Genomic DNA, 23,476 nt, shown 5'->3' with positions numbered 1-23,476 from the left:
TACCGATCATGGACGCGGACAAGACAATAAAAGTGCTACTTGTGGATGATCACCCGCTTGTGCTGGATGGTATTCGCGCCCGGCTGGAACATGAACGTTGCATTCAGGTGGTCGGCGAAGCCAACAATGGCGAACAGGCGCTATCCTTGGCAGCTCACCTTCAGCCCGACGTGGTATTGATGGATATCAGCATGCCGGTCATGAACGGACTGGAAGCGACCCGCTGCTTCCATGAGCGTTTTCCAAAGATTCGGGTATTGATTCTCAGCATGCATGACAACCAGGAATACATCACGAGTATCATGCAGAGTGGTGCCAGCGGCTATATCCTCAAGGATGTTTCGTCCCAGGAAATGGTCGGTGCCATCATCAGTGTGCATCAAGGCAGCTGCTATTACAGCTCGGGGGTTTCCCAAACGCTGCTCGATGGATACAACCGCCATCAAAATGAACCACGTATTCTCACACGCCGGGAAGAAGCCGTTCTGAAACTGCTGGCACAAGGCAAGAATACCAAGGCGATTGGACGACATCTGGGTATCAGTCCCCGTACCGTGGAAACGCATCGACAGAACATCAAGCGCAAACTGGACATCCACACCCCGACCGGGCTGGCCAAATATGCCATTGAGCATGGCTTGACCTGATCGTCATGGCCGGCCAATCAGCGAACCGCGCGTCGCTTCGCTACATCTCCCGGACGTTTGGGCGGCACCGCATCCAGCACCAGGCGATCGCCGGCATGAATGGCTTGGAAATGGCGCCCTTTCGCACGCGCGATCAGCAACACACCGAAGCGTTCGGCCAGTTCGACACCCTTCTGGGTCACCCCTGACCGGGACACCAGTACGCTGATGCCCATCTGCGCCACCTTGAGCACCATTTCCGATGTCAAGCGCCCGGTGGTGTAGAAAATATCCGCGTCGGCGCTTGCCACTTCCTCCAACCACTGGCGTCCCGCCAGGGTGTCCACGGCATTGTGGCGACCCACGTCCTCGATGAAGTCCAGCACTTCCTCCTGACGGCACAGCGCACAACCATGCACCGCACCGGCACTCTTGTAAGTCTCGTTGTAGGCGCCAAGATTCTCCAACAGGGCATACAACACCGACTGATGCAAACGAGTCGTTGGCAAGGCATTGAGAGCCGTGGCTTCCAGCAGGCGGCCGAATACCGTGCCCTGGCCACACCCCGTGGTCACCGTACGCTTGCCAAGCCGTTCTTCCAGATCCTCCGGCAAGTGGCGGGTCACCACGGCGGCGGCCTCCACCTCCCAATCGACATGGACTGCCACCAAATCCTCTCGGCTGCCGATCAAGCCCTGGTTGCGCAGATAGCCGACCACCAGGGCCTCGGGCCGTGCACCCAGGGTCATCAAGGTCACGATCTCGTGACGATTGAGATAGACCGTCAAGGCCCGCTCGGCCGCTATCGGTTGACGGCGGACCTCGCCGAATTCATCGGTCACGTCGATTTCCAGGGTCGTCGGCAGTCGCGCCTGACTCAGGCTAATGTCATGCATGCGCAGCTCCTCGACGAAACGTTTATTGACGATGATGGCATTTCCTTCCACTACTGTCTTTACTCAATCAAGCGAATAATGATGAGAGCCGATGTCATGACGTTCACCAGCATGAAACCTCTCAGTTTCGATCTGGCCAGCGAGTCCCGGCAGGTGAAGGGGTTCACGACCACCCACTGGCGAGTCGTCGAGCTGCAGCCGGGCGAGCGGGGACCGTGGGCTCTGGACCTGCAACTCTATCTCACCGAACGGGCCGCCTACCGTTTCAACCTTTCGGCTCGAACACCGAGACTTTTCGTACGCTGCGGTGAGGCTGGACAAGCGCCACGCCCCTCGGCGATCACCGCTAGCCAGGAGGTCGCCGCCAGTTGGCTCGACGGCGAGCAACAGGTTCTGGAAGCCGATATGCCACTGGCGATCCAGGCTTGGCTGGAGGCCTACCTGGCACGTCACGGCGAAGCTCCGCCAGAGGGTGGCAAGAAGAAACGCAAGGGGGCCGGCCGCGCCCAGGAGCTCAACCCATGAATCGACTCAGCCGCTGGTCCCGGCGCAAGCTGGGGCAGGATGCCGATGACATCGTTACCGATGATATCGATGAAACCACACTCCATGACACCACGCCTGAGACCGAGAACACCAGCGATGGCGAAGCGACAGCTGACCCCGCCCCCGACCCCGGAAGCCTCGACGCCAGCCTGCCCGCCCCCGAGTCCCTGGCCCCGGGCAGCGATATCAAAGCATACCTGGTACCAGGCGTTAGTGCCGGGCTACGCAAGCGCGCGCTTCGCCAACTCTTTTCCGCCGACCGCTATGCGGTCCGCGATGGCCTGGATGATTACGACGAGGACTATCGCCAGCGTTTGAAGCCATTGGCGAGCGAGGCGGCTCAACGCCTGCGCAAGTGGGCCGAGCGGCTGGACGAATCAGCGGATGAACCCGGTGAACGCGAACAGGCGAGCGAGGCCTCGGCAGGTCATGGCGATAGCGCCGACGATGAAGACAAGGAGGCCTAACTATCCATTAGTCGTACTCGGCAGTGACAAGTTGGCAACATTCCAAGAATTAACCAACACTAAATAAAAAAATCACAAACAACAACGATACACCCGACCGTGAGGTGGCATGAACCAGCGAATCAACCTGATGCCGGTGGACGATCCACGCAATCGGCATGCGAGAGAATGCGCACGTCGCCAGGTATCCTGGCCGGTCAATCTCACCCCCGCCAGCGTCAGCTATTCCAGTCAGGGCCATACCCTGATCCTGGGCAATGAGCGCTGCGCGCGACGTGCTGCCCGCGCCCTTCGCGAGGCAGGGCTACCCTCTCCCACGTTGCTGTACACCGAACCGACCCCAAGCACTGGTGCCATACCCGTCGATGACGACAAACAGGATGAACGTCTGCTGCATGACACCGGCGACCTGAATAGCCAAACCCTATCTCCCGCCCAGGCCCGGGACCTGCGCATCGATGGCTATCTTGGCCGCTTCACGGCCAGCCTGGTGCGGGATGGATCATTACTCGACTTGGCCAAGGCTCTGACGGGCCGCGAGCACTTCGATCTGGTCCTTGATTTGGGCACGACTCCAATCCTGGCCTTGGAACTGTCTCCTCCCGGCTATGTGAGAGCTAGCCACGACAATGGCACTCTCGACTCCGCGGTGGAGGAACTCGCCGGCCTGGTAGGCGAATTCGACAAGCCTCGTTACTTCCAGATCAATCAGGACCTATGTGCCCATGCCTCCAGCGGCAACACCGGCTGTACCCGCTGTCTCGAGGTGTGCCCGGCCGATGCCATCGCCAGCCATCAGGAGCGAATCGAGGCCTGGATCGAGATCGACCCTTTCCGTTGCCACGGAATCGGCAGTTGTACCAGCGCCTGCCCCACCGGGGCCATCCAATTCCGGCTACCGGAGACTCAACGTCAACAGGACACCCTTCTGGCGTGGCTGGCCGCCTATCGCGAGGCCGGCGGCTCTACCCCCGTGGTCCGCTTCGGCGAAGCCGAGGATCTTGCCAGCGAGGAAGATAGCGCAGGACATGTGCTCGATATCCCACTGGAAGAGTTAGGTGCCGCTGGGCACGACCAGTGGCTAACCGCCTTGGCCGGTGGCGCCGCGGAGGTACGGATCCAGTATCGCGCGGACATGCCCGAGCGCCTGGTCGCCTTCCTCGACGATCAACTGGCCCAGGCCCAAGCCTTGCTGGAAGCCATGGGTCACGCCAAGGAACGGATCAAGCGCATCGAGGCCGGCGACAATATCGCTCGCGACGCGCTGCCGTCGCACCCACCGCTGGATTCCAAGCCCTTGGCTTTCGACACGACAAGCAAGCGCGAGCGCTTGAACGGCGTGCTGGCATGTCTTCTCGAGTGCGGCACGCCTGATGGTTATCGCCATTCCATGCCCAGTGGCGCCGCCTATGGCGGTCTCGACGTGGATACCGACGCCTGCACCCTATGCATGGCTTGCGTCGCCAACTGTCCCACGCCGGCATTGGCCGCCGGTGACGACCATCCACTACTGAGCTTCCGCGAAGCTGACTGCGTGCAGTGCGGGCTCTGCGTTCACGCTTGCCCGGAAGATGCCATTGCCCTGGCCCCGGGCTTCCTGGCCGATAACGCGCGAGAACAGCGTCGCGTGTGTCACGAGGAAGCGCCCTTCGAATGCATCCACTGCGGCAAGCCCTTCGCCACGGCCAGCACCATCGCCAACATCAAGGCCAAGCTCGCTGATCATCCCTACTTCGCCGGCCAAGCCATGGCACGCCTGGAAATGTGTGAGGACTGCCGGGTCAGGGACGTTTGGCAGGAGCTGGCCCACGACCCCGAATCGCAACTGAAGGTATGAGCGCGATGACCGAGCTCGATGATTCCCATGCCCTGCGAGCCGACATCTATCGACTGCTGGCCAGACTCCTGCTGGAAGCTCCCGACCGGGAGCTGCTCGACTGGCTGGCGGGGCTCGAGATCGAAGACGATGGCAGTCCACTTGCCGAGTGCTGGCGGGCACTCGCCGACGCCAGTGCCAACTCCTCGCCCGACGTGCTCGCACGTGCCCACTTTCGGCATCTGGTGGGCGTGGTCCAGGGTGATGTGACGCCTTACGCCTCCTGGTATCGCAACGGCGAGCTGATGGAGGAGGCGCTGGTCGCTCTGCGCCGCGACCTTCGCCGCCTAGGGGTCGAGCGCGCCGAGCATAGCCGCGACCCCGAGGATCACTTGGCGGCACTCTGCGAGGTGATGGCCATGCTGATCGAAACCCGCTCCCCAAGCGAAGCGGGGTTCTTCATGGCTCACCTGGCGCCCTGGGCCTTCCGCTGCCTGGAAGACCTCGCCGCCGTGGAGACCCCCTTCTATTCCCGGCTGGGCCAGTTGGGCCGGGCCTTTATCGATATGGAGCATGACCGTCTGGAGAGCGAAGCCTCGCATCAACCCGTTCGGCTCGTCGAGCCTTGATGCCGTTGCAGCGGGGTATGCAGATACAACGACAACAATGGCCATCAGCGGCCAGTACAAGACCGAGGAGAATTCCATGCCCAAGAAGACAACCAATCCCCAGCGCCGCCGCTTTCTGAAGACCCTCGGCGTCGGTACCGCCGCTGCAGGAGCCGCAGCGGCCGTAGGCCACGTCAGCCTGGCGCAGGCCGAGTCCACGCCGACGAAGAACGAGGGTGAGACCTCCCGTAACTACCGGGAGACCGAGCACATTCGTGCCTTTTACGCCACCCTGCGTGACTAACGGCCAGACAGGAGAACATCGCCATGCGACTGACTCGCAAAACCGATACGCCGAAGTCGACCAGCGGGCTTGGCATCTCCCGCCGTCAGTTTCTCAAGCGCAGTGGCGCTGCCACCGGCGGTCTGGCAGCAGCCGGCTTCATGAGCGCCCCCATGATGCAACGAGCGGAGTCCGCGGAGAAAACACCGGTGCTCGACGCACCGGTCGAGACGAAGCGCACCATCTGCTCCCACTGTTCTGTGGGCTGTGGGGTGTATGCCGAGGTTCAGGAAGGCATCTGGACCAGGCAGGAACCCGCCTTCGACCACCCCTTCAACCGCGGCGCGCACTGTGCCAAGGGCGCCTCCCTGCGCCAGCACGGCCACTCCAGCCGCCGGCTCAAGTATCCCATGAAGCTGGTCGATGGCGAGTGGCAGCGCATGAGCTGGGACGAGGCCATCGAGGAGATCGGCAACAAGGTGCTCGAACTCACCGGGCAGCACGGCCCCGACAGCATCTACTGGCTCGGCTCGGCCAAGTTCAACAACGAACAGGCGTACCTGATGCGCAAGTTCGCCGCCCTGGCCGGCACCAACAACACCGACCACCAGGCGCGCATCTGTCACTCCACCACCGTGGCGGGCGTGGCCAACACTTGGGGCTACGGAGCGATGACCAATTCGCTCAACGATCTCCAGAACAGCAAGTCGATCATGTTCATCGGCTCCAATCCCACCGAGGCCCACCCGGTGGCCATGCAGCACATCCTGCTGGCCAAGGAGCGCAGCCAGGCCCAGATCATCGTCGTCGACCCGCGCTTCACCCGCACCGCGGCCAAGGCCGACAGCTATATCCGCATTCGCCCGGGGTCCGACGTGGCCTTCATCTGGGGACTGCTATGGCACATCTTCGAGAACGGCTGGGAGGATCGCGAGTACATCCGGCAGCGCGTCTATGCCATGGACGAGGTACGCACCGAGGTGGCGAACTTCACGCCCGCGGTGGTGGAAAACATCACCGGCGTACCCGAGGCCGCCATGCGTGACACCGCCCGGCGCCTCGCCGAGAATCGCCCCGGCTGTGTAGTGTGGTGCATGGGCGGAACCCAGCACACCACCGGCAACAACAACACCCGCGCCTACTGCATCCTGGAGCTGGCGCTGGGCAACATCGGCGTCTCCGGCGGCGGCGCCAACATCTTCCGCGGTCATGACAACGTGCAGGGGGCCACCGACCTGGGGCTGATGTCCCACTCTCTGCCCGGCTACTACGGCCTCGCCGAGGGGGCCTGGCGCCACTGGGCACGGATCTGGGACCTGGACTACGAGTGGCTGGAAAGCCGCTTCGACCAGACCGAGTACGCCGACGGCAAACCGATGTTCAGCAATGGCATCACGGTGTCGCGCTGGGTCGACGGCGTGCTGGAGGACGAAGAGGCCATCTCGCAACGCACCCAGCTCAAGGCGATGTTCTACTGGGGGCACGCGGTCAACTCGCAGACCCGCGGTCCCGAGATGCAGAAGGCCATGCAGCAGCTCGAGATGATGGTCATCGTCGATCCCTACCCCACCGTGGCCGGGGTCATGCACGACCGCCGCGACGGCGTCTACCTGCTGCCGGCGGCCACCCAGTTCGAGACCTACGGCAGCGTGACCGCCACCAACCGCTCGCTGCAGTGGCGCGACAAGGTCATCGAGCCGCTGTTCGAGTCCAAGCCCGACCATGAGATCATGTACCTGCTGGCCCGCAAGCTGGGCTTCGCCGACGAGCTGTGCAAGCACATCGAGGTCAATGGCACGGAGCCGCTGATCGAGGACATCACCCGCGAGCTCAACCGCGGCATGTGGACCGTGGGCTACACCGGCCAGAGTCCCGAACGGTTAAAGACGCACCAGCAGAATTGGCACACCTTCGACTTCCATACCACGCGCGCCGAGGGCGGTCCCGCCGACGGCGACTACTATGGACTGCCTTGGCCCTGCTGGGGCACTGCGGAGATGGGCCACCCTGGCACACCGATCCTCTACGACACCAGCAAGCGAGTGTCCGAAGGCGGCCTGACCTTCCGCGCCCGCTTCGGTATCGAGCGCAATGGCGAGAACATCCTCGCCGATGGCGTCTTCAGCCGCGATTCAGAGCTCGAGGACGGTTATCCGGAATTCACCGCCGACATGCTCAAGGACCTGGGTTGGTGGGATGAACTGACCGAGGAGGAAAAGCGCGAGGCCGAGGGCAAGAACTGGAAGACCGACCTCTCCGGCGGTATCCAGCGGGTGGCCATCGCCCACGAATGCGCGCCCTTCGGCAACGCCAAGGCGCGCTGCAACGTCTGGACATTCCCGGACCCGATCCCCAAGCACCGCGAGCCGCTCTACACCAGCCGCCGCGACTTGGTCGCGGACTATCCGACCTGGGACGACGTCGCATCCCACTATCGCCTGCCGACGCTCTATCGCAGCATTCAGGAGAAGGATGTCACCGGCGACTACCCGATCATCCTCACGTCCGGCCGACTGGTGGAGTACGAAGGGGGCGGCGAGGAAACTCGCTCGATGTCCTGGCTCGCCGAGCTGCAGCAGGAGATGTTCGTCGAGATCAATCCGGCGCTGGCCAATGACCTGGGCATCGCCGAAGGCGACGACGTTTGGGTGGAAGGAGCCGAGGGCGGACGCGTGCGCGTCAAGGCGTTGGTCACGCCTCGGGTTGCCCGCGAGGTGGTGTTCATGCCCTTCCACTTTGGCGGCATGTTCCAGGGCGAGAGCCTGCACGACCGCTATCCGGAAGGCTCGGCACCCTACGTGCTGGGCGAAGCGGCCAACACCGCCACCACCTACGGCTACGACTCGGTGACCCAGATGCAGGAAACCAAGTGCACCCTGTGTCGCATCGAGAAAGCCAGCTGATCGCGCTCGTGCTTAAAGGAGATTCCCATGGCTCAGATGAAATTCATGTGCGACGCGGAACGCTGCATCGAGTGCAACGGCTGCGTCACCGCCTGCAAGAACGCCAACGACGTGGAATGGGGCATCCAGCGGCGCCGCGTGGTGACCCTCAATGACGGTGAACCCGGCGAGGTGTCGATCTCGGTGGCTTGCATGCATTGCGACGATGCGCCGTGCATGGCGGTCTGCCCCACCGACTGCTTCTACAAGACCGACGACGGCATCGTGTTGCATGACAAGGACCTGTGCATCGGCTGCGGCTACTGTCTGTATGCCTGCCCGTTCGGGGCACCACAGTTTCCCAAGCAGAACGCCTTCGGCGAACGCGGCAAGATGGACAAATGCACTTTCTGCGCAGGGGGCCCCGCCAACTCCAAGGAAGAGGAATACCAGAAGTACGGTGCCAACCGCATCGCCGAGGGCAAGCTGCCGTTGTGTGCCGAGATGTGCTCGACCAAGGCGCTGCTGGCCGGGGATGCCCAGACCGTGGCCGACATCTTCCGCCAGCGCGTAGTGCAGCGTGGCCACGAGGACGGTGCCTGGTCCTCGCTCGAGGGGCGCCCTGCCACGGCGGATGAACTGGCCTATGACGCCACGCGCCAGCAATGAGGAGGTCCCATGAACCTGCTGACTGAATGGCTGCACACCTGGCGGGTCCCCCTGCTGGCCCTGCTGGTGTTGTTGAGCCTGGGCATGGCGGGGCCAGTGCTGGCTCAGGCCGACCCCGAAGGCGAAATCGCCACTGCCGTACCGGCGACCGATGCCGACACCTGGCGGCAAGTACGCAGCGGCGAAACCGGGCCCAACTATCGGGATTCGCGTTTCGACAGCAACTACAATCTGATCAATGCCAGTGGGGAGACCTGGCGCCAGATTCGCAACCGCTGGGTTTCGCCGTTTGGACTGATCGCGATCTGCGGCATGCTGGCGATGATCGTGCTGTTCTATCTGATCGTCGGTCGCAAGCATCTGGACGAACCACGCACCGGACGCAAACTGTTGCGCTGGACGGCACTCGAACGCTCCTTGCACTGGTCGGTGGCCACGCTGTTCATCATCCTGGCTTTGACCGGACTCAACCTGCTGTATGGCAAGTTCTTGTTCAAGACGCTGTTCGGCGATGCCTTCTGGGCCGGCATGATCTCCGGCTCCAAGATGCTGCACAACTACCTTGGCCCGTTATTCGGCGTGCTGCTGGTGATCATCCTGGCCAAGTTCCTGGTGCGCAACCTGCCCAGCAAGCACGACTGGACGTGGTTCAAGCAAGGCGGCGGCTTGATCGGCAAGGGCCGCCATCCAGACGCCGGCTTCGCCAATGGCGGCGAGAAGGTCTGGTACTGGCTGCTCGCTACCGCCGGTCTCGTGGTGATCGCCAGCGGCTTGGTGCTCGATTTCCCCAACTACGGCCAAAGCCGGGATGCCATGCAGTGGGCCAATATCGTCCACGCCGTGGGCGCCCTTGGGCTCACCGCCGTGGCGCTGGGGCACATCTATATCGGCACCCTGGGCACCGAGGGGTCGCTGGAAGGCATGGCCACCGGCTACGTGGACGAGACCTGGGCCAAGGAGCACCACAACCTGTGGTACGAGGAGGTCAAGCACCAGGCCGCCGACGCCGATGAGACTCTCGGAGAAGAATCGACGCCACCCCAACGATCGAGTTGATCGATATGCCGCTTAGACATCGCCCCCCTACGGGGCGATGTCTTTTGTTATCCTTGAGGCAGTTTCCTCAAGGAGTCACGCATCATGCATCATCTCGACGACAACACCCGCACCGAGCTGGAAGCTGCGGCCTTCCGTCGCCTGCTCAAGCACCTGGACGACAACAAGGACGTGCAGAACATCGATCTGATGATCCTCGCCGACTTCTGCCGCAATTGCCTGTCGAAGTGGCTGGTCGCCGCCGCCGAGGAGCGCGGTGCAGAGCTCGACTACGAGGCGGCGCGTGAATATGTCTACGGCATGTCCTACGCCGAGTGGAAGGAGAAGTACCAGGCCCCGGCAACCCCCGAGCAGCTCGCCGCCCTAGAGGCTCGTCAGCAGAAGAAGAAGGGGCAGGCATGAGCGCCGATCGCGACAGTTTCGTCCCGCTGAAGTTCGCGGTTCTCACGGTCTCCGACACCCGCACCGAGGAGACCGATCGCAGCGGCCAGGCGCTGGTCGAGCGGCTTGAAGAAGCCGGCCACCTGCTGGTCGACAAGCGTATCGTGGTCGACGACGTGTACCGCATCCGCGCCCGGGTCGCGGCCTGGATCGCCGATCCCGAGGTACAAGTGATACTGACCACAGGCGGTACCGGCTTCACGGGGCGCGACTCCACGCCCGAGGCCGTCGGCGTCCTGCTCGACAAGACCATCGAGGGTTTCGGTGAATTGTTCCGGCACTTGTCGTGGCAGGAGATCGGCAGCTCGACCATCCAGAGTCGTTGCCTTGGCGGGTTGGCCAACGCCACGGTGGTGTTCTGTCTGCCCGGCTCGACCGGTGCCTGTCGCACCGCCTGGGACGGCATCCTGTGCGAACAGCTCGACAGCCGTCACAAGCCCTGCAATTTCGCTAATCTCGTCATTCCGGGACGCGGCACCCATGGCTGATGACCTGCAGAGCGTCGAAGCGGCGCTGGAAACCTTGCTCGATGGTGTTTCACCCCTGCCCGGCGAGACTGTGCCCTGTGACCGAGCCGCCGGCCGAGTATTAGCGGCTAGCATTGCCGCGCGCTTGGATGTGCCCCCCTTCGATAACAGTGCGATGGACGGCTACGCACTGCGCGCCGAAGATGCTGGCCGTGTATTGCCCGTTTCCCAGCGCATTGCCGCTGGGCAAGCCAGCGCCCCGCTCGAGTCCGGCTCTTGCGCGCGGATCTTCACCGGAGGCGCCATTCCTTCGGGGGCCGACTGCGTAGTGATGCAGGAACGCGTGGAAATTCGTGACGACGGAGTATGGATTCCCGGCGACATTCCCTCTGGCGACAACGTACGCCGTCGTGGCCGCGATGTGCGTGCCGGCAGCGAGCTGTTGCCCACGGGAACGCGGCTAGAGGCCGCCGCCCTGGGCCAACTCGCCGGCCAGGGCGTAACCGAGGTCGAGGTTCGTCGGCGACCGCGCATTGCCCTACTTTCCACTGGCGATGAGGTGATCTCTCCTGGCGAGCCACTCGCCTCCGGCCAGATCTACAACTCCAATCGCCCCATGCTGAAGCGCCTCTTGGAACGCTTCGGGGCGGATGTGGTGCATGTCGCCAGTGTCCCGGACGATTTCGCGACCACTTGCAGCATGCTGGCCGAAGCCGCGGAAATCGCTGATGTGGTGGTCACCACCGGTGGTGTCAGCGTCGGCGAGGAAGACCACGTCAAACGCGCCCTAAAGCAGCTTGGGCAACTGGACCTGTGGCGCCTGGCGATGCGGCCAGGCAAGCCATTGGCACTAGGCCGATTGTCCGGCGCCCATGGCGAGGCCCGCTTCATCGGCCTGCCGGGCAATCCGGTCTCTGGCTATGTAGGTGCCTGGCTGTTCCTGCGCCCGCTGATAGGTGAGTTGCTCGACTGCCCGGCGCTCAAGCAATTGCCCCGTATCCACGCACGCAGCGAATTCGCTACCCGCACCCAGGCTCGTCGCCACTACATGCGTGTCGCCCTGACCTTCGATGCCGAAGGCCCCCGCGCCACAGCCTTTGCCGACCAGAACTCGGCGGTGCTGTCATCGTGCATCGCGGCCAATGCACTGGCCGTAGTTCCCGCTTATAGCGAACTGCGAGAAGGCGATACGGTGGAGTGCTTATGGCTGGTCGAGGCCTGAGCCCGCACCCAGTCGTTCGTGCAACTCTTCCCACAGCGCCTGGAAATCTTCTTCCAGGCGCACATAATCGGCTCTTAACCATGGCACCAACAGAGCTAATCGGTTGGGGCCCGAAAGTCGTCGTCCGACATTCGTCACGGCCATGCACGTAAAGGCAAGATCGGCATAGCGGCGCAACCAATCCTCCTCAATCAGCACCGGCATCATTGGTGCCAGTCGTTCCGGCGCAGTGCGCTCGCCCAGCAGGCGATAGCAGCGTGTCACGAGCCGCTGATGGGCTAGCGACGTCTGCATGTGACTCGCCAGGAAATGGTCCCACAGCAAATCCAGAGCGATGCCGGCATAGCGCCGCTGGCCCGCTGGAGCACGATGTCGTGCCTGAAGCACGATGGGGTGAGTATCGACGAAGGCATCGACACGCCGATGATGCCGGATTCCATCGGCAACGGCCGGCGCCCAGGACGACAGATCGGGACCTTTGACACCATCGGCAATCAAGTTGCCGTACAGGAAGTCATCGCTGCCGCCATGGGCCAACGCGGCATGGGCAAGAAAATTCATGGCCTTACAGGCAGTTTGCTGGTTTGGGCAAGCCAGCCAGACGCGCCCCCACCTTGGCTGGGCTGTCGGGGAACAGCTTCATCAAGTGCAGCGACTTGCCTTTTTCGGGTCCCAAAGCCTGTCCCACCGCCTTGACCAGTGGCCGCATGGCCGGCGCCGTTTCGAAACGGGCGTAGAAATCCCGCAACACCGTGATCACCTCCCAGTGCTCCTCTGTCAATTCCCGCCCCTCTTCGGCGGCCAGAACCAGCGCCACATCTGGCGACCAGTCCTGCAGATGAACAAGGTAGCCTTCCGGATCCAGAGCGATCTCTTGGTCGCTGACTGTAAGATAACGGTATATTTCAGTCGAAGCCATCAGAACCAACTCACCGTCTTGTCGGCTTCCTCGGTCAGGGTCACGAAGCCATCCACATCGACGACCATCACCCGGCTATCGCAACGGCCATCCAAGCCGCGTGACGCCAGGTCCTCGCGCAACGCGAAGAGTCGCCCGATCACCGGCTCGAAATAGCGCACCAGTTGGGGCAACGCCCCTTGAACCGCATCCTCGATCAACAACAAGCGATCTTCCGGTCCCATGGCATCCAGGGTTTGCTGAAAGACACGACTCGCTGATGGCGACCGATTGAGTATGTGCAGAATCATGCCGGTGTACTCCTCGTGAGGCCCAAGCCCCTCCGACTAGAAATTCAGGATCTGCCGATGATGAGCCAAGGCACCGGCAATGGCCTCGCCCTCGACGAGCGACACCGACACGCACAGGTCATCTACCTCGATTCCACGCTCGCTCAGCGCTCGACGATCGACCAGCAGAGTCTCGATATCGTACATGCCCAGCATTTCCAGCATCGGCTGGGTACCCTTCTGCCCCAACGGTCCCTCTTGCTGATCCTTGAGCAATGCCATGACTCCCTCGCCAAGGAACAGCAGGCTGACTCGCTGGCCGAAGGCCGCCGCCACCAAGGCAGCATCCAGCCCCTCGCGCAACCAACTATTGCCATGGGGTCCGTGGCGCAGAATCACCAGCAGATCGCCTTCGGGAATGTCATTCATCGCTCATCCTGCTTCTTCGTAGCTACAGCATCACGGAGAAAAGGTCACCAGGCGATCATGGCTTCTGCCAACCTCGATCAACTGGCCTAGCCCAGTCAGCTCGAAAGGCGCTTCGAGACTATGCCCCTGCTTGCCATGGCGTGCCGCTTCACGCTCGTCGAGCAGCCCCCTGCGCAAACCGGCCGCAATGCATACCAGCAACTCGGTTCCATGATCCTCGTGCAGGCGTCGCCAAGCATCGAGCAGGTGCGGCTCGTCCTGGGGAGGCGCCGACAGGCGCGCTGCATTGTAGACACCATCATGATAGAAGAACACCGTTGCCAGATGGTGCCCTCGCGCCAAGACCGCCTCGGCAAATCGCAGTGCCGAATGCGATGCCTGGTGGCTATAGGGTCCGCCTTGTACCAGCAACGCGTAACGCATGACCCGAGTCCTCATCGATATGGACTATAAACAGACTGGCCCCACCAGGTCGGCGGGGCCAGCGCTCACCACACAAATCCATCAGTCGCTATTCATGATCCCCAACAGCGACAGCAGGCTGATGAAAAGATTGTAGATCGATACATACAGCGTGATGGTGGCGAGAATGTAATTGGTCTCGCCAGCACGGTGAACGATCTCGCTGGTCTGATAGAGGATCGCCGCCGATGCGAACAGCACGAAACCGGCGGAGACGGCCAGCGACAGCGTGGGGATATTGAAGATCAGCGCCGCGACCATGGCCAGCACCAGGACGATAGCCCCTGCCAGCAGGAAGTTCCCCAGGAAGCTGAAGTCCTTCTTGGTCACCAGTGCCACTGCCGACAGCCCAATGAAGGTCGCGCCGGTCATCGCCAAGGCGTTCATGATCAACGCCGGCCCGTTGGGCAGCGCCATATACGCCCCGAGGATCGGCCCCAGGGTAAAGCCCATGAAGCCGGTGAAGGCGAACGTGGACAGCAGCCCCGCCGCGGAGTTGGCGGTTTTGTGGACCAGGAACATCAGTCCATAAGCGCCGATGAAGAACACCAATATGTTCATACGTTCGATGCCCATGGCCATCGCCGCCCCAGCGGTCACGGCCGAGAACAGCAATGTCATCGCCAGCAAGGCATAGGTATTGCGCAGTACCTTGTTGGCACTGACGGCTCTCACCTGGCGTTGATTTACCTGCGTATCTTGATAGGCCATCGATCGATGCTCCCTCTGTTGTTGACCAAGCCTGTCGGCCAAGGATGCCGTGTCGAGGTTTCCAACGCAAGATATACCGCTCAACGTTCTCTCGTCACTGAACGGCCACCAGGCCGAACGGGCTCTCGTCGTACAGGCAAGTTAGGTATGGTGGCTAAGTGTCAATTCTGCAAGGGCCAGCACATCGTCACTGGCGTCGTTACCCAATCCGGCCACCTGCTCCAACGTGAACCACCCCACCGCACGGGCATCATCGGCGGCCGCTCCCGAACCGGCCAGCCATGCACAACCCACCGCCACCAGAACGAAATGGTGCTCGACGTTTCCCGCCATGCCCTCCGCCCGCATGTCCAGGACTGTCAGCACCTCTTCGGCGCAGGCCTCGATACCGGTTTCCTCTAGCAGTTCACGTTCCGCCGCATCGAAGAGCCGCTCCCCCCACTCGATGTGACCTCCCGGGAAGCCCCAGCGCCCGGCATCCGGAGGGTTGCTTCGTTGTACCAACAACACCTTGCGCTCATGCACGACAACGGCCAATACCGCCGGCACGGGCCGCGGCTCTCCCTCACTCTTCACCACATCACCCGCATGACTCATTCGCCGACCATCCTGACCACATCCACGAGTCGTATCAGCGTGAGCCGCCCGGTCGTGAACGCCCCAGTGTCGATATAGTGGACGTTACCCAGCCATACCGGCTCCCTGAGGATGGTATGGCCGACCACCACCGCATCGATGCCTTCGACCCGGGAAGTGTCGCGTCGCTCGATGCGCCGGCGTGACCATACCAGATGGTGCTCCAAGGCATCATCGCCGGGCACGATCCTGGACCAATCGGAAGGCGGTTCGGCATGCACGATACCCACCCGGGCTCCTTCGACTTCGATCTCGAAGGCATAGGGCATGCGGGTCAAGGCCTCGCGCAAGCGCTCTCGCACCTGCTGCGGATCTTCATCGCGTACCCAGACGCCACCATTGAGCAGCCACATGCCCCAGCGCCCCAGTTCGAGGGCATCATGTGCCAGCAACTCATGATTGCCGCGTACCGAATGGAACCAAGGTTCAAAAGGAAGCCGTAGACACTGGAGGGAATTGGGTCCGCGGTCGATCAGGTCCCCGACACAAAACAGACGGTCATACTGATGATCGAACCTTACCCGCTCGAGCTCTCTCAGCAAAAGGTCATGGCAGCCGTGGATATCACCCACGACATAGTCCGTGCCCATCGTGTTAGGAGCGAATCGCTGCAGCATATAGCCCCTCGTTCACCTGCCTCACTGTGTCATCAGTATTGTTACTGGACCGCAAGGTTGTCGATGGAATGACAGGCAGGCCGTGAACACGCTCCTCCCCTGAGTGCACAACACCCACCCGCCTCACTGTCACATCGGTGACCTCACTCCGCCCCTTCTGTAACGATGTGTTACATGTAGCTATGCTGGTGATGACAAGCAACAAGAACAGGATAGGACAATGATGAAAATGATAGTCCTGATACTGGTATGCATTGTTGCCGCAGGTATTGTCGCTTTAGTCTTGAACGATCGCGAGCAAGAGAAGGTGGCGGTCGACCCAAAGAACCTGACCCCGGAACAGGAAGAGTATTGTGACATGGTAGACCAGTGGCGCAGGGAAGAGATGTTCGATGTCGAGCCAAAGTGGCGTTGGGGGAGTCCCGATGCCAAAGGCACGTATGACCAATGGTGCAGAGAACGTTGAACTTCTATGGGAATTGAAAAGCACACAAACGAAAAGGCACCAGCCAAGTAGCTGATGCCTCTCGATAATCTGGTAGTGAGTGGCGGAGGGACAGGGATTCGAACCCTGGGAAGGCTCTCACCTTCGCCGGTTTTCAAGACCGGTGCATTCAACCGCTCTGCCATCCCTCCGGCTCACGGCGGTGAATATTACCAGCTCCTGCGCCTCCGTCAAGAGCCGGTTTGCGATCAAGGCCTTATCGACCCATGACTCAGGTCAATGATAGAGACGCAACCCGACCCTGGTGACCTTGTTGCCCTCCATTTCGTTGACCACCCAGTGAATGCCATGCCAGCCCACATCGTCGCCTACCACTGGGTGTCCCCCCACGCGCAACGACACGAATTCGCCAAGGGTCATGTCCTGCTCTCCCGAGCTCAGGGTCAGCCCATAGGCTGCCGCCACATCGCTCATCAAGGCATCGCCATCCAAGGTGAAAGTACCGAAGAAGGCACGCTCCTGCTTCAGCTTGGCATCACCATTGAACAACCGATTAAGCGCAGGGAGATCAGCGGTCCGACCGATCACGCAAACCACGTCCCCTACACGCAGGCGCGTACTGCCCTTGGGATGCAGCATGGCATGCTGACGAAACAGCGCCGAGATCAAGGCCCCGGACGGAAAACGCAGCAAACGGATCGGCACGTCGTCGAGATCCTCGTTGTCGACCTGATAGACGAACATCTCGTAGTCGTTCTCCGGCAGTATGCCCAAGGGCCCACGACGTTCAGGCGTCACCCCCAGCGGGACCTCGACCTTCATCCAGCGCGCCATAGGCGACAAGGTGGTCCCTTGAATCAACAGTGACATCAACACCACGGCAAAGGCCACGTTGAAGTACAGGGAAGCATTTTCCACCCCACCGATCACCGGGAAGATCGCCAACACGATCGGCACCGCACCGCGCAGCCCCACCCAAGAGATGAAACCGATCTCGCGCCAGCGAAACTTGAAGAACGGTTTGATCGATATGAGCACCGCCACGGGTCTGGCGATGAAGATCAGCGCCAGCGCCACCAACGACGCCGGTAGCGCGTACTCGAGCATTTCACTGGGAGTGACCAGCAGCCCCAGCACCAGGAACAGGCCGATCTGACTGAGCCAGGCCAAGCCATCGTGGACAGGCAAGATGAAATTGAGGTGGCGCCCAGGCTGGTTGCCGATCATCAAGCCCGCGAGATAGATCGCCAGAAAGCCGCTGCCCCCGAACACGCTGGTGACACCGAATACACAGAACCCCAGCGCCAGAGCCAATAGCGAGTACAGTCCCGGCGCCAGATCGAGCCAGCGCAATAGGCGAGCGATCAACCAGCCGGCCCCGACCCCAATGACCAGCCCCAGACCGAACTGCGTTATCAGGAAAATGATTGTCTCGGTAACCCCACCGATATCGCCCACCAGCAGCTCGACCAGCATGATGGTGAGAAAGATCGCCATCGGGTCGTTGGTTCCCGACTCGATCTCCAGCGTAGCGCCGACACGTTCGTTGAGGTTGACACCACGCCCGCTGAGCATCGAGAACACCGCCGCCGCATCGGTGGACCCGACGATCGCCCCCACCAGCAAGCCCTGTACCGGCGTGAGCTCGAAGACCCACATGGCAATCACTCCCACCAGGGCGCTGGTGATGAACACCCCCAGGGTGGCCAGCGACAAGGCTGGCTTGAAGCCGACACGGAAGGTCTTCAGCCGCGTACGTAAACCACCATCGAGCAGGATCATGGCCAGTGCCAGATGCCCGATCAAGAACGCCAGCGGGTAATCGTCGAACTGGATGCCCAACACGCCCTCTTCCCCGGCCAGCATTCCCAGCCCCAGGAAGATCAACAGCAACGGCAGCCCCACCATTGCCGAGAGACGGCTGGCGAGGATACTCAAGGCGATCAAGAGGCCGCTGAACAGGAAAAGAGTATTGATGCTATCCATGTCAAAAAACGCTACCGAAAAGCGGATTATGCCACGCCCCCGGCTCGGCAGCGACGACGTAGAATGAGGGCCCGACTCGACGACTAGGCAGATAATGTAACCAAAGGATAAACTTGGTCTTCCGTATCACTGGTCATGCTCGCCATTGCAGACCAGAAGGATTCGCTGGTGGAGAGACATTGATGACGAGCATGCAACGCCGCGTGGGTGGGGTATGCCTTGCCCTGTTACTCGCCTTGAGCGTGGGAGCCCCACTGTTGGCCGATCGTCCCGACGCCGATCAGGTCGACGCAACTGCGCTAGAGGCGGCATCGCGCATCGCCAGCGGCTGGACCACGCTAAAGGGCGGTCCGGGTGTCGACACACCAGGTTTTCCGGCGGATGCGCCCGTGGCCCCCTCCTTGATCCTGCGCGCCCCGGAACCCATCGCGCCTCCTCCCGTGCGCGAGCTGAGCCTGGTACTGGACTGGTATCTCAGCCCCCAGCATGCGGCGCTGATCGTGGCACGCGAACGGGGTGACTTCGACCGCCAGGGACTCAAGGTCAGCATCTCCGCGCCAGCCGACCCCAGCGTTCCGACCAAGCTGGTCGCCGCCTCCCGGGCCGATCTGGCACTGGGCCGCCAACTGCAGTTGCATCGGCAGATCGATGAGGGGTTGCCGTTGATCCGAGTCGCCACCTTGGTCGGCACACCGCTCAACAGCCTGGTGGTACGCGAAGGTAATGGTATCGCCAACCTTACCGATCTGAGTGGCAAGACCATCGGTTACGCCACCCGCGACGACATCCAGCCGACGTTGTCGATCATGCTAGCCCACCACGGACTGGCGCTCGATGACGTCACCTTGGAAGGTCTGGACTTTACGCTGGCCCCTGCACTGGTGGAAGGCCGTGTCGATGCCGTTATCGGCGGCATGCGTCATGTCATGCCCTACCAGCTCAGGGAAGAGGGAGTCGTGGCGCACAGCTTCATGGTCGAGGATCATGGCCTACCACGCTACGACGAGTTGATCCTGATGGCCAACCGCGACCATCTCAATGGCCAGCGTGACGACATCCGTCGGCTGGTTGCCGCGCTCGAGGATGCCACACACTGGATCATCAACCACCCCAACAAAGCCTGGGAACTGGTAACGCGCAGCGAGCCCGGTCTGGATACCGCGGCCAACCGGCAGGCCTGGCCGGAGATACTGCGTCGGCTATCGCTGCGTCCGGCAACGCTGGATGCACGCCATTACCTCAACTTCCAGGCCTTTCTTCACGACCAGGGCCTGATCACCAAACGTCAGCCCATCGAACGGCTCGCCGTGGATCTGAGCGCCCCTTGAGCGAGCCATGCCCGCTGGCCGATAGCCAGCCGGGCTTAACGCAGTCCCTCTACCCGATCGATGAAGACGTTGACCGCTTCCTGAAAGGCCTCGGGGCGCTCGGCATGCAGCCAGTGGCCAGCATCGAGAGAAACCACCTCCGCCCGCGGCATCACTTCATGCACGCGCGGCAGCATCTCGTCAGTGACATAGTGGGAATTCGCTCCACGCAGCACCAGGCTGGGCCCTTCATAAGGTCGATCGCCATCGGGTTCGTCCCGAATGTTCTCGTAATCGGCCTCGATCTGGTCCAGCCCGACCCGCCAGCGCATGATACCGTCGTCACCGCGCACCAGGTTGGTAGCCAGGAACAGTCGGATGGGCTTCTCCTCCACATACTCGGCCAACAAGGCATCGACTTCACGGCGATTGTCCGGCGCCTTGGCCTCCACGTGGCGCAGCGCGGCAAAGATGGCATCATGCCCATGGTCGTAACGCACGGGTGCAATGTCGGCGACTGCCAGCGAAGCCACCCGCTGCGGGTACAGTCGCGCCAGGGTCATGGCCACCTTCCCTCCCATCGAATGGCCCAGCAGATGACAGCGCTCGATATCCAGACGATCGAGTACTTCCAGCACATCGTCGGCCATCTCCCCGTAGCGCATGCCCTCGGCATGCGGCGAACGACCATGATTGCGCAAGTCGATCGCCACGACGCGGCGCTGCTGCTGCCACTGCTTGATATGCGAGCGCCAGTTGTCGGCACTGCCTAGCAGGCCATGAATGACCACCAGGGGGACTCCCTCGCCGCCGGTGTCGAGTGTGTGAAGTTCCACGGTCATGGCATTCTCCTTGCGGTATTTCCAGGCGATTAGCCGCTCAACGCAGGTTCTGGGAGGCAAGCCCCGGGGCACGATCGGGCTGCCCGGTGCAGCTCATCAGGCGACGGGTCTGAGAGAAAGACAGTGTGAACATTGCCTGTAAGCCTTGAACATACACACGCCACGGCAGTGGCCGTGGCGTCATCGATAAGCGTCGATTATACCCGAGTCGAGACCGAACCGTGCAAGCTCACACCAGACGAGCCTCTGAGGCCTGGCCCAGGTCCCTCTCCAGCATGGCATTGTGGACGTGCTCGAGACTGGTGGGATCGTCGATGGTCGAGGGCACGCCATATTCCTTGCCATCGGCAATATGGCGCAGCAATTTGCGCAGGATCTTGCCGGAGCGCGTCTTGGGCAGCCGCGAAACCACCAGGACCTGCTTGAAGCAGGCGATAGCACCGATCTTCTCACGAACCAGCGCGATCAACTCCTCCTCCAAAGCCACCTCGTCACCGGAGAAGCTGTCCTTGGGAATCACCAGCCCGACCGGTAGCTGGCCCTTCAGAGCATCGTGAATGCCGATCACGGCGCACTCGGCCACTGCCGGATGCGCTCCCAGTACCTCTTCCATCTCTCCGGTCGAAAGCCGATGACCGGCAACGTTGATCACGTCATCGGTGCGCCCCATGATGAACAGGTAACCATCTTCATCGAAATAGCCACCGTCACCAGTCAGGTAATAGCCGGGAAAGGCTGCCATGTAGGCGGCATGGAAGCGTTGAGGGTCGTGCCAGATACCCGCCAGGCACCCCGGCGGCATGGGCTCGCGAATCACTACGCTGCCCTGCACATTGGCCTCGGCGCGCTTTCCGTCACGGTCCAGCACCTGGACATCGAATCCGGGCACCGGCACGGTTGCCGATCCCGCCTTGGTCGACATCGCTTCCAGCCCTTGCAGATTGGCGGCGATCGGCCAGCCGGTTTCGGTCTGCCACCAGTGGTCGATCACCGGCACCGCCAACAGGTCCTCCAGCCAGTGAAAGGTCGGCGGATCGAGCCGCTCGCCAGCCAGAAACAATGCCTTGAGACAGGAAATATCGTGCTTGGCCAGCCATTCGCCATCGGGATCCTCCTTCTTGATCGCCCGAAACGCCGTTGGCGCGGTGAAGAAGGCCTTGACTTGATACTCTTCGATCAAACGCCAGAAGCCCCCCGCATTCGGGGTACGCACCGGTTTCCCTTCGTAGACCAGGGTGGTACAGCCACGCAGCAAGGGAGCATAGACGATATAGGAATGTCCCACGACCCAGCCCACGTCGGATGCCGAAAAGAACACCTCGCCCGGCGCCATGCCATAGACGGTATCCATGGAATAGTGCAGGGCCACGGCATGGCCGCCATTGTCACGCACCACCCCCTTGGGTTTGCCGGTCGTGCCGGAGGTATACAGGATATACAAGGGATCCGTGGCCTTGACCGGCACACACGCAGCCGGTTCGGCAGCGTCTACCAATGCTTGCCAGTCATGATTGCCTTCGCCGAGTTCGGCATGGACCAGGTCGCGTTGCAGGATCACGGTGGCATCCGGGCGATGGCGGCTAGTGCGCAGCGCCTCGTCGACGATCGGCTTGTAGGGAATCACCCTGTCGACTTCCACGCCGCCAGAGGCGGCAATCACCACCTTGGGCTCGGCATCCTCGATACGCACCGCCAATTCATGTGGCGCGAAACCTCCGAACACCACCGAATGTACGGCACCCAACCGCGCACAGGCATACATGGCGACCAGGGTTTCCGGTACCATGGGCATGTAGATCACCACTCGGTCGCCCTTCGTGACCCCGAGCCCTGCCAAGGCACCTGCGAACAGTGCCACCTGGTCGCGCAACTCTCGATAGCTCAGTCGACGCTTGGCACCGGTAACCGGTGAATCCCAAAATACTGCTGCCTGTTCACCACGCCCCGATTCGACATGATGATCGAGAGCCGCATGGCACGTGTTCATCTCGCCATCCACGAACCAGCGAGCATGTCCCTGATTGTCATAGTCGAGAATGGTCCGTGGTGGTGTGGTCCAGGGAATCCGTTTGGCCTGCTCGGCCCAGAATGCTTCGGGATGCTCGATGGCGTGGTGATATTCGTTGCGGTAGGAGCTCATGGCGGTACCCGGTCGACAGTCAAGACCCCAAGGGTGAAGCATTACCTCGCCCTCACGATTGTTGACACTGTAGAGCATGGAGGAAAACTTTCCCTTCATACCATCGACTAATCCGCCTTCAGCTTTCAAATATTGTCGACAATAGCGTGATTTTCACTTTCGTCGCCACGTGTTTCATGCACCACATTGACTCAGCGTTAACTCCTTGCCTGAAAAAGGCTTGCTGAGTTATTGAAGTTTTACTAAATAAATATTGATGCTTCACTAAATGAGACAAACAAGACGGGAGCGTCACCCCACTCGCTGCCACGGCGTCGGGTAACGACAGATGGCCGTGAATGGATTGAATGGCGGTCGCTGTCCACAAGGCCTGACAGCCAGGAGACTCGACATGAGCACACGCCAACCCGCTAGCCAATTGCTGGACGCTGGGGACCCGGTACTCGGTGAAGCCACTGCTTTGCTCAAGGCCATGGCCAACGAAAACCGGCTGCGCATTCTGTGTCTGCTCGACGGCACCGAGCTTTCGGTGTCGGAACTCAACGCCAAGCTCAGCCTGAGCCAGTCGGCGCTTTCCCAACACTTGGCAATTCTGCGCAGGGAAGGAATGGTGGCCACGCGCCGATCTTCCCAGACCATCTATTATTCACTGCAGGGCGATCACGCCAAGCGCATCATCGACGCGCTGTCCAAGCTTTATCTGGCTTGATCACCATAGGCGGCCAGGCGATCAC

At 61.5% G+C, this 23,476-nt stretch carries 27 protein-coding genes and 1 tRNA gene; 15 read left to right on the top strand and 13 right to left on the bottom strand.

Annotated features, from left to right (window positions below):
- Window positions 1–8: 8 nt before the first annotated feature.
- On the top strand, window positions 9–647 hold the full coding sequence (locus IE093_RS01290) for a response regulator (RefSeq protein WP_189465233.1): 639 nt from the start codon (window positions 9–11) through the stop codon (window positions 645–647).
- A 17-nt stretch (window positions 648–664) separates the two neighbouring features.
- Here IE093_RS01290 and IE093_RS01285 read toward each other — a convergent pair whose 3' ends face one another.
- Entirely contained in the window at window positions 665–1,522 is an 858-nt protein-coding gene (locus IE093_RS01285; RefSeq protein WP_189465230.1) for a formate dehydrogenase accessory sulfurtransferase FdhD, read from the bottom strand.
- Between the two features lie 96 nt (window positions 1,523–1,618).
- Between IE093_RS01285 and IE093_RS01280 the strand changes: the two genes are divergently transcribed.
- From IE093_RS01280 to IE093_RS01230, 11 genes are all read left to right on the top strand, one after another.
- Window positions 1,619–2,047, top strand: coding sequence for a DUF3305 domain-containing protein (locus tag IE093_RS01280; protein ID WP_189465227.1), 429 nt, complete (start codon window positions 1,619–1,621; stop codon window positions 2,045–2,047).
- On the top strand, window positions 2,044–2,535 hold the full coding sequence (locus IE093_RS01275; protein WP_189465224.1) for a DUF3306 domain-containing protein: 492 nt from the start codon (window positions 2,044–2,046) through the stop codon (window positions 2,533–2,535). The genes IE093_RS01280 and IE093_RS01275 overlap by 4 nt, the downstream gene beginning before the upstream one ends.
- Before the next feature lie 109 nt (window positions 2,536–2,644).
- A complete protein-coding gene (locus tag IE093_RS01270) occupies window positions 2,645–4,372 on the top strand; it encodes a 4Fe-4S binding protein (RefSeq protein ID WP_189465221.1) in 1,728 nt (575 codons plus the stop codon).
- Between the two features lie 5 nt (window positions 4,373–4,377).
- A complete protein-coding gene (locus IE093_RS01265; protein WP_229803141.1) occupies window positions 4,378–4,980 on the top strand; it encodes a TorD/DmsD family molecular chaperone in 603 nt (200 codons plus the stop codon).
- 76 nt (window positions 4,981–5,056) lie between these two features.
- Window positions 5,057–5,263: a twin-arginine translocation signal domain-containing protein gene (locus IE093_RS01260; RefSeq protein WP_189465214.1), complete on the top strand. Its 207-nt coding sequence runs from the start codon at window positions 5,057–5,059 to the stop codon at window positions 5,261–5,263.
- A gap of 23 nt (window positions 5,264–5,286) precedes the next feature.
- The gene (locus IE093_RS01255) at window positions 5,287–8,145 is read left to right on the top strand and encodes a formate dehydrogenase subunit alpha (protein ID WP_189465211.1); all 2,859 of its coding nucleotides are present in this window, start codon (window positions 5,287–5,289) and stop codon (window positions 8,143–8,145) included.
- 27 nt (window positions 8,146–8,172) lie between these two features.
- Window positions 8,173–8,793, top strand: coding sequence for a formate dehydrogenase FDH3 subunit beta (fdh3B, locus tag IE093_RS01250; RefSeq protein ID WP_189465208.1), 621 nt, complete (start codon window positions 8,173–8,175; stop codon window positions 8,791–8,793).
- A 9-nt stretch (window positions 8,794–8,802) separates the two neighbouring features.
- Complete coding sequence (locus IE093_RS01245; RefSeq protein WP_189465205.1) at window positions 8,803–9,849, top strand: formate dehydrogenase subunit gamma; 1,047 nt, start codon at window positions 8,803–8,805, stop codon at window positions 9,847–9,849.
- 84 nt (window positions 9,850–9,933) lie between these two features.
- Window positions 9,934–10,251: a DUF1244 domain-containing protein gene (locus IE093_RS01240; protein WP_189465202.1), complete on the top strand. Its 318-nt coding sequence runs from the start codon at window positions 9,934–9,936 to the stop codon at window positions 10,249–10,251.
- A complete protein-coding gene (gene moaB / locus IE093_RS01235; protein ID WP_189465199.1) occupies window positions 10,248–10,778 on the top strand; it encodes a molybdenum cofactor biosynthesis protein B in 531 nt (176 codons plus the stop codon). Before IE093_RS01240 ends, moaB begins: the two co-directional genes overlap by 4 nt.
- Window positions 10,771–11,979, top strand: a complete 1,209-nt coding sequence (locus IE093_RS01230) for a molybdopterin molybdotransferase MoeA (RefSeq protein WP_189465195.1) — start codon at window positions 10,771–10,773, stop codon at window positions 11,977–11,979. Before moaB ends, IE093_RS01230 begins: the two co-directional genes overlap by 8 nt.
- Here the strand turns inward: IE093_RS01230 and IE093_RS01225 are convergent.
- From IE093_RS01225 to IE093_RS01190, 8 genes are all read right to left on the bottom strand, one after another.
- Window positions 11,959–12,540: an acyl carrier protein phosphodiesterase gene (locus IE093_RS01225; RefSeq protein ID WP_189465193.1), complete on the bottom strand. Its 582-nt coding sequence runs from the start codon at window positions 12,538–12,540 to the stop codon at window positions 11,959–11,961. The two genes, IE093_RS01230 and IE093_RS01225, sit on opposite strands and share 21 nt — an antisense overlap.
- A gap of 4 nt (window positions 12,541–12,544) precedes the next feature.
- The gene (locus IE093_RS01220) at window positions 12,545–12,898 is read right to left on the bottom strand and encodes a TusE/DsrC/DsvC family sulfur relay protein (protein ID WP_189465189.1); all 354 of its coding nucleotides are present in this window, start codon (window positions 12,896–12,898) and stop codon (window positions 12,545–12,547) included.
- Window positions 12,898–13,188, bottom strand: coding sequence for a sulfurtransferase complex subunit TusB (tusB, locus tag IE093_RS01215; RefSeq protein WP_189465186.1), 291 nt, complete (start codon window positions 13,186–13,188; stop codon window positions 12,898–12,900). The genes IE093_RS01220 and tusB overlap by 1 nt, the downstream gene beginning before the upstream one ends.
- 36 nt (window positions 13,189–13,224) lie before the next feature.
- Entirely contained in the window at window positions 13,225–13,596 is a 372-nt protein-coding gene (tusC, locus tag IE093_RS01210; RefSeq protein ID WP_189465183.1) for a sulfurtransferase complex subunit TusC, read from the bottom strand.
- A gap of 30 nt (window positions 13,597–13,626) precedes the next feature.
- Complete coding sequence (gene tusD / locus IE093_RS01205) at window positions 13,627–14,019, bottom strand: sulfurtransferase complex subunit TusD (protein ID WP_189465180.1); 393 nt, start codon at window positions 14,017–14,019, stop codon at window positions 13,627–13,629.
- An 81-nt stretch (window positions 14,020–14,100) separates the two neighbouring features.
- Entirely contained in the window at window positions 14,101–14,769 is a 669-nt protein-coding gene (locus tag IE093_RS01200) for a Bax inhibitor-1/YccA family protein (RefSeq protein WP_189465178.1), read from the bottom strand.
- Window positions 14,770–14,910: 141 nt separating this feature from the next.
- A complete protein-coding gene (locus tag IE093_RS01195) occupies window positions 14,911–15,366 on the bottom strand; it encodes an NUDIX hydrolase (RefSeq protein WP_189465175.1) in 456 nt (151 codons plus the stop codon).
- Window positions 15,363–15,977 (bottom strand): metallophosphoesterase, encoded by a 615-nt coding sequence (locus tag IE093_RS01190; RefSeq protein ID WP_229803139.1) that lies wholly within the window; start codon window positions 15,975–15,977, stop codon window positions 15,363–15,365. Before IE093_RS01190 ends, IE093_RS01195 begins: the two co-directional genes overlap by 4 nt.
- A gap of 265 nt (window positions 15,978–16,242) precedes the next feature.
- Here IE093_RS01190 and IE093_RS01185 point away from each other — a divergent pair, with 265 nt between their 5' ends.
- Window positions 16,243–16,488, top strand: coding sequence for a hypothetical protein (locus IE093_RS01185; RefSeq protein WP_189465170.1), 246 nt, complete (start codon window positions 16,243–16,245; stop codon window positions 16,486–16,488).
- A gap of 80 nt (window positions 16,489–16,568) precedes the next feature.
- Here the strand turns inward: IE093_RS01185 and IE093_RS01180 are convergent.
- Window positions 16,569–16,658, bottom strand: a tRNA-Ser gene (locus tag IE093_RS01180).
- 85 nt (window positions 16,659–16,743) lie between these two features.
- A complete protein-coding gene (locus tag IE093_RS01175) occupies window positions 16,744–18,453 on the bottom strand; it encodes a potassium/proton antiporter (protein WP_189465167.1) in 1,710 nt (569 codons plus the stop codon).
- Window positions 18,454–18,635: 182 nt separating this feature from the next.
- On the opposite strand from IE093_RS01175, the gene IE093_RS01170 reads away from it, so the two are divergent.
- Window positions 18,636–19,781, top strand: coding sequence for an ABC transporter substrate-binding protein (locus tag IE093_RS01170; RefSeq protein ID WP_189465165.1), 1,146 nt, complete (start codon window positions 18,636–18,638; stop codon window positions 19,779–19,781).
- A 35-nt stretch (window positions 19,782–19,816) separates the two neighbouring features.
- On the opposite strand, the gene IE093_RS01165 is transcribed toward IE093_RS01170, so the two are convergent.
- Window positions 19,817–20,602: an alpha/beta fold hydrolase gene (locus IE093_RS01165; RefSeq protein WP_189465162.1), complete on the bottom strand. Its 786-nt coding sequence runs from the start codon at window positions 20,600–20,602 to the stop codon at window positions 19,817–19,819.
- A gap of 229 nt (window positions 20,603–20,831) precedes the next feature.
- Window positions 20,832–22,742, bottom strand: a complete 1,911-nt coding sequence (locus tag IE093_RS01160; protein WP_189465836.1) for a propionyl-CoA synthetase — start codon at window positions 22,740–22,742, stop codon at window positions 20,832–20,834.
- A gap of 391 nt (window positions 22,743–23,133) precedes the next feature.
- Here IE093_RS01160 and IE093_RS01155 point away from each other — a divergent pair, with 391 nt between their 5' ends.
- Window positions 23,134–23,451 carry an ArsR/SmtB family transcription factor gene (locus tag IE093_RS01155; protein ID WP_189465158.1) on the top strand — a complete coding sequence of 106 codons (318 nt, stop codon included), beginning with the start codon at window positions 23,134–23,136 and terminating at the stop codon, window positions 23,449–23,451.
- Window positions 23,452–23,476 lie beyond the last annotated feature (25 nt).

The organism is Litchfieldella qijiaojingensis (genome assembly GCF_014651875.1).
GTDB classification, from domain to species: Bacteria; Pseudomonadota; Gammaproteobacteria; order Pseudomonadales; family Halomonadaceae; genus Litchfieldella; species Litchfieldella qijiaojingensis.
This window is presented reverse-complemented; position numbering and strand designations above follow the sequence as displayed.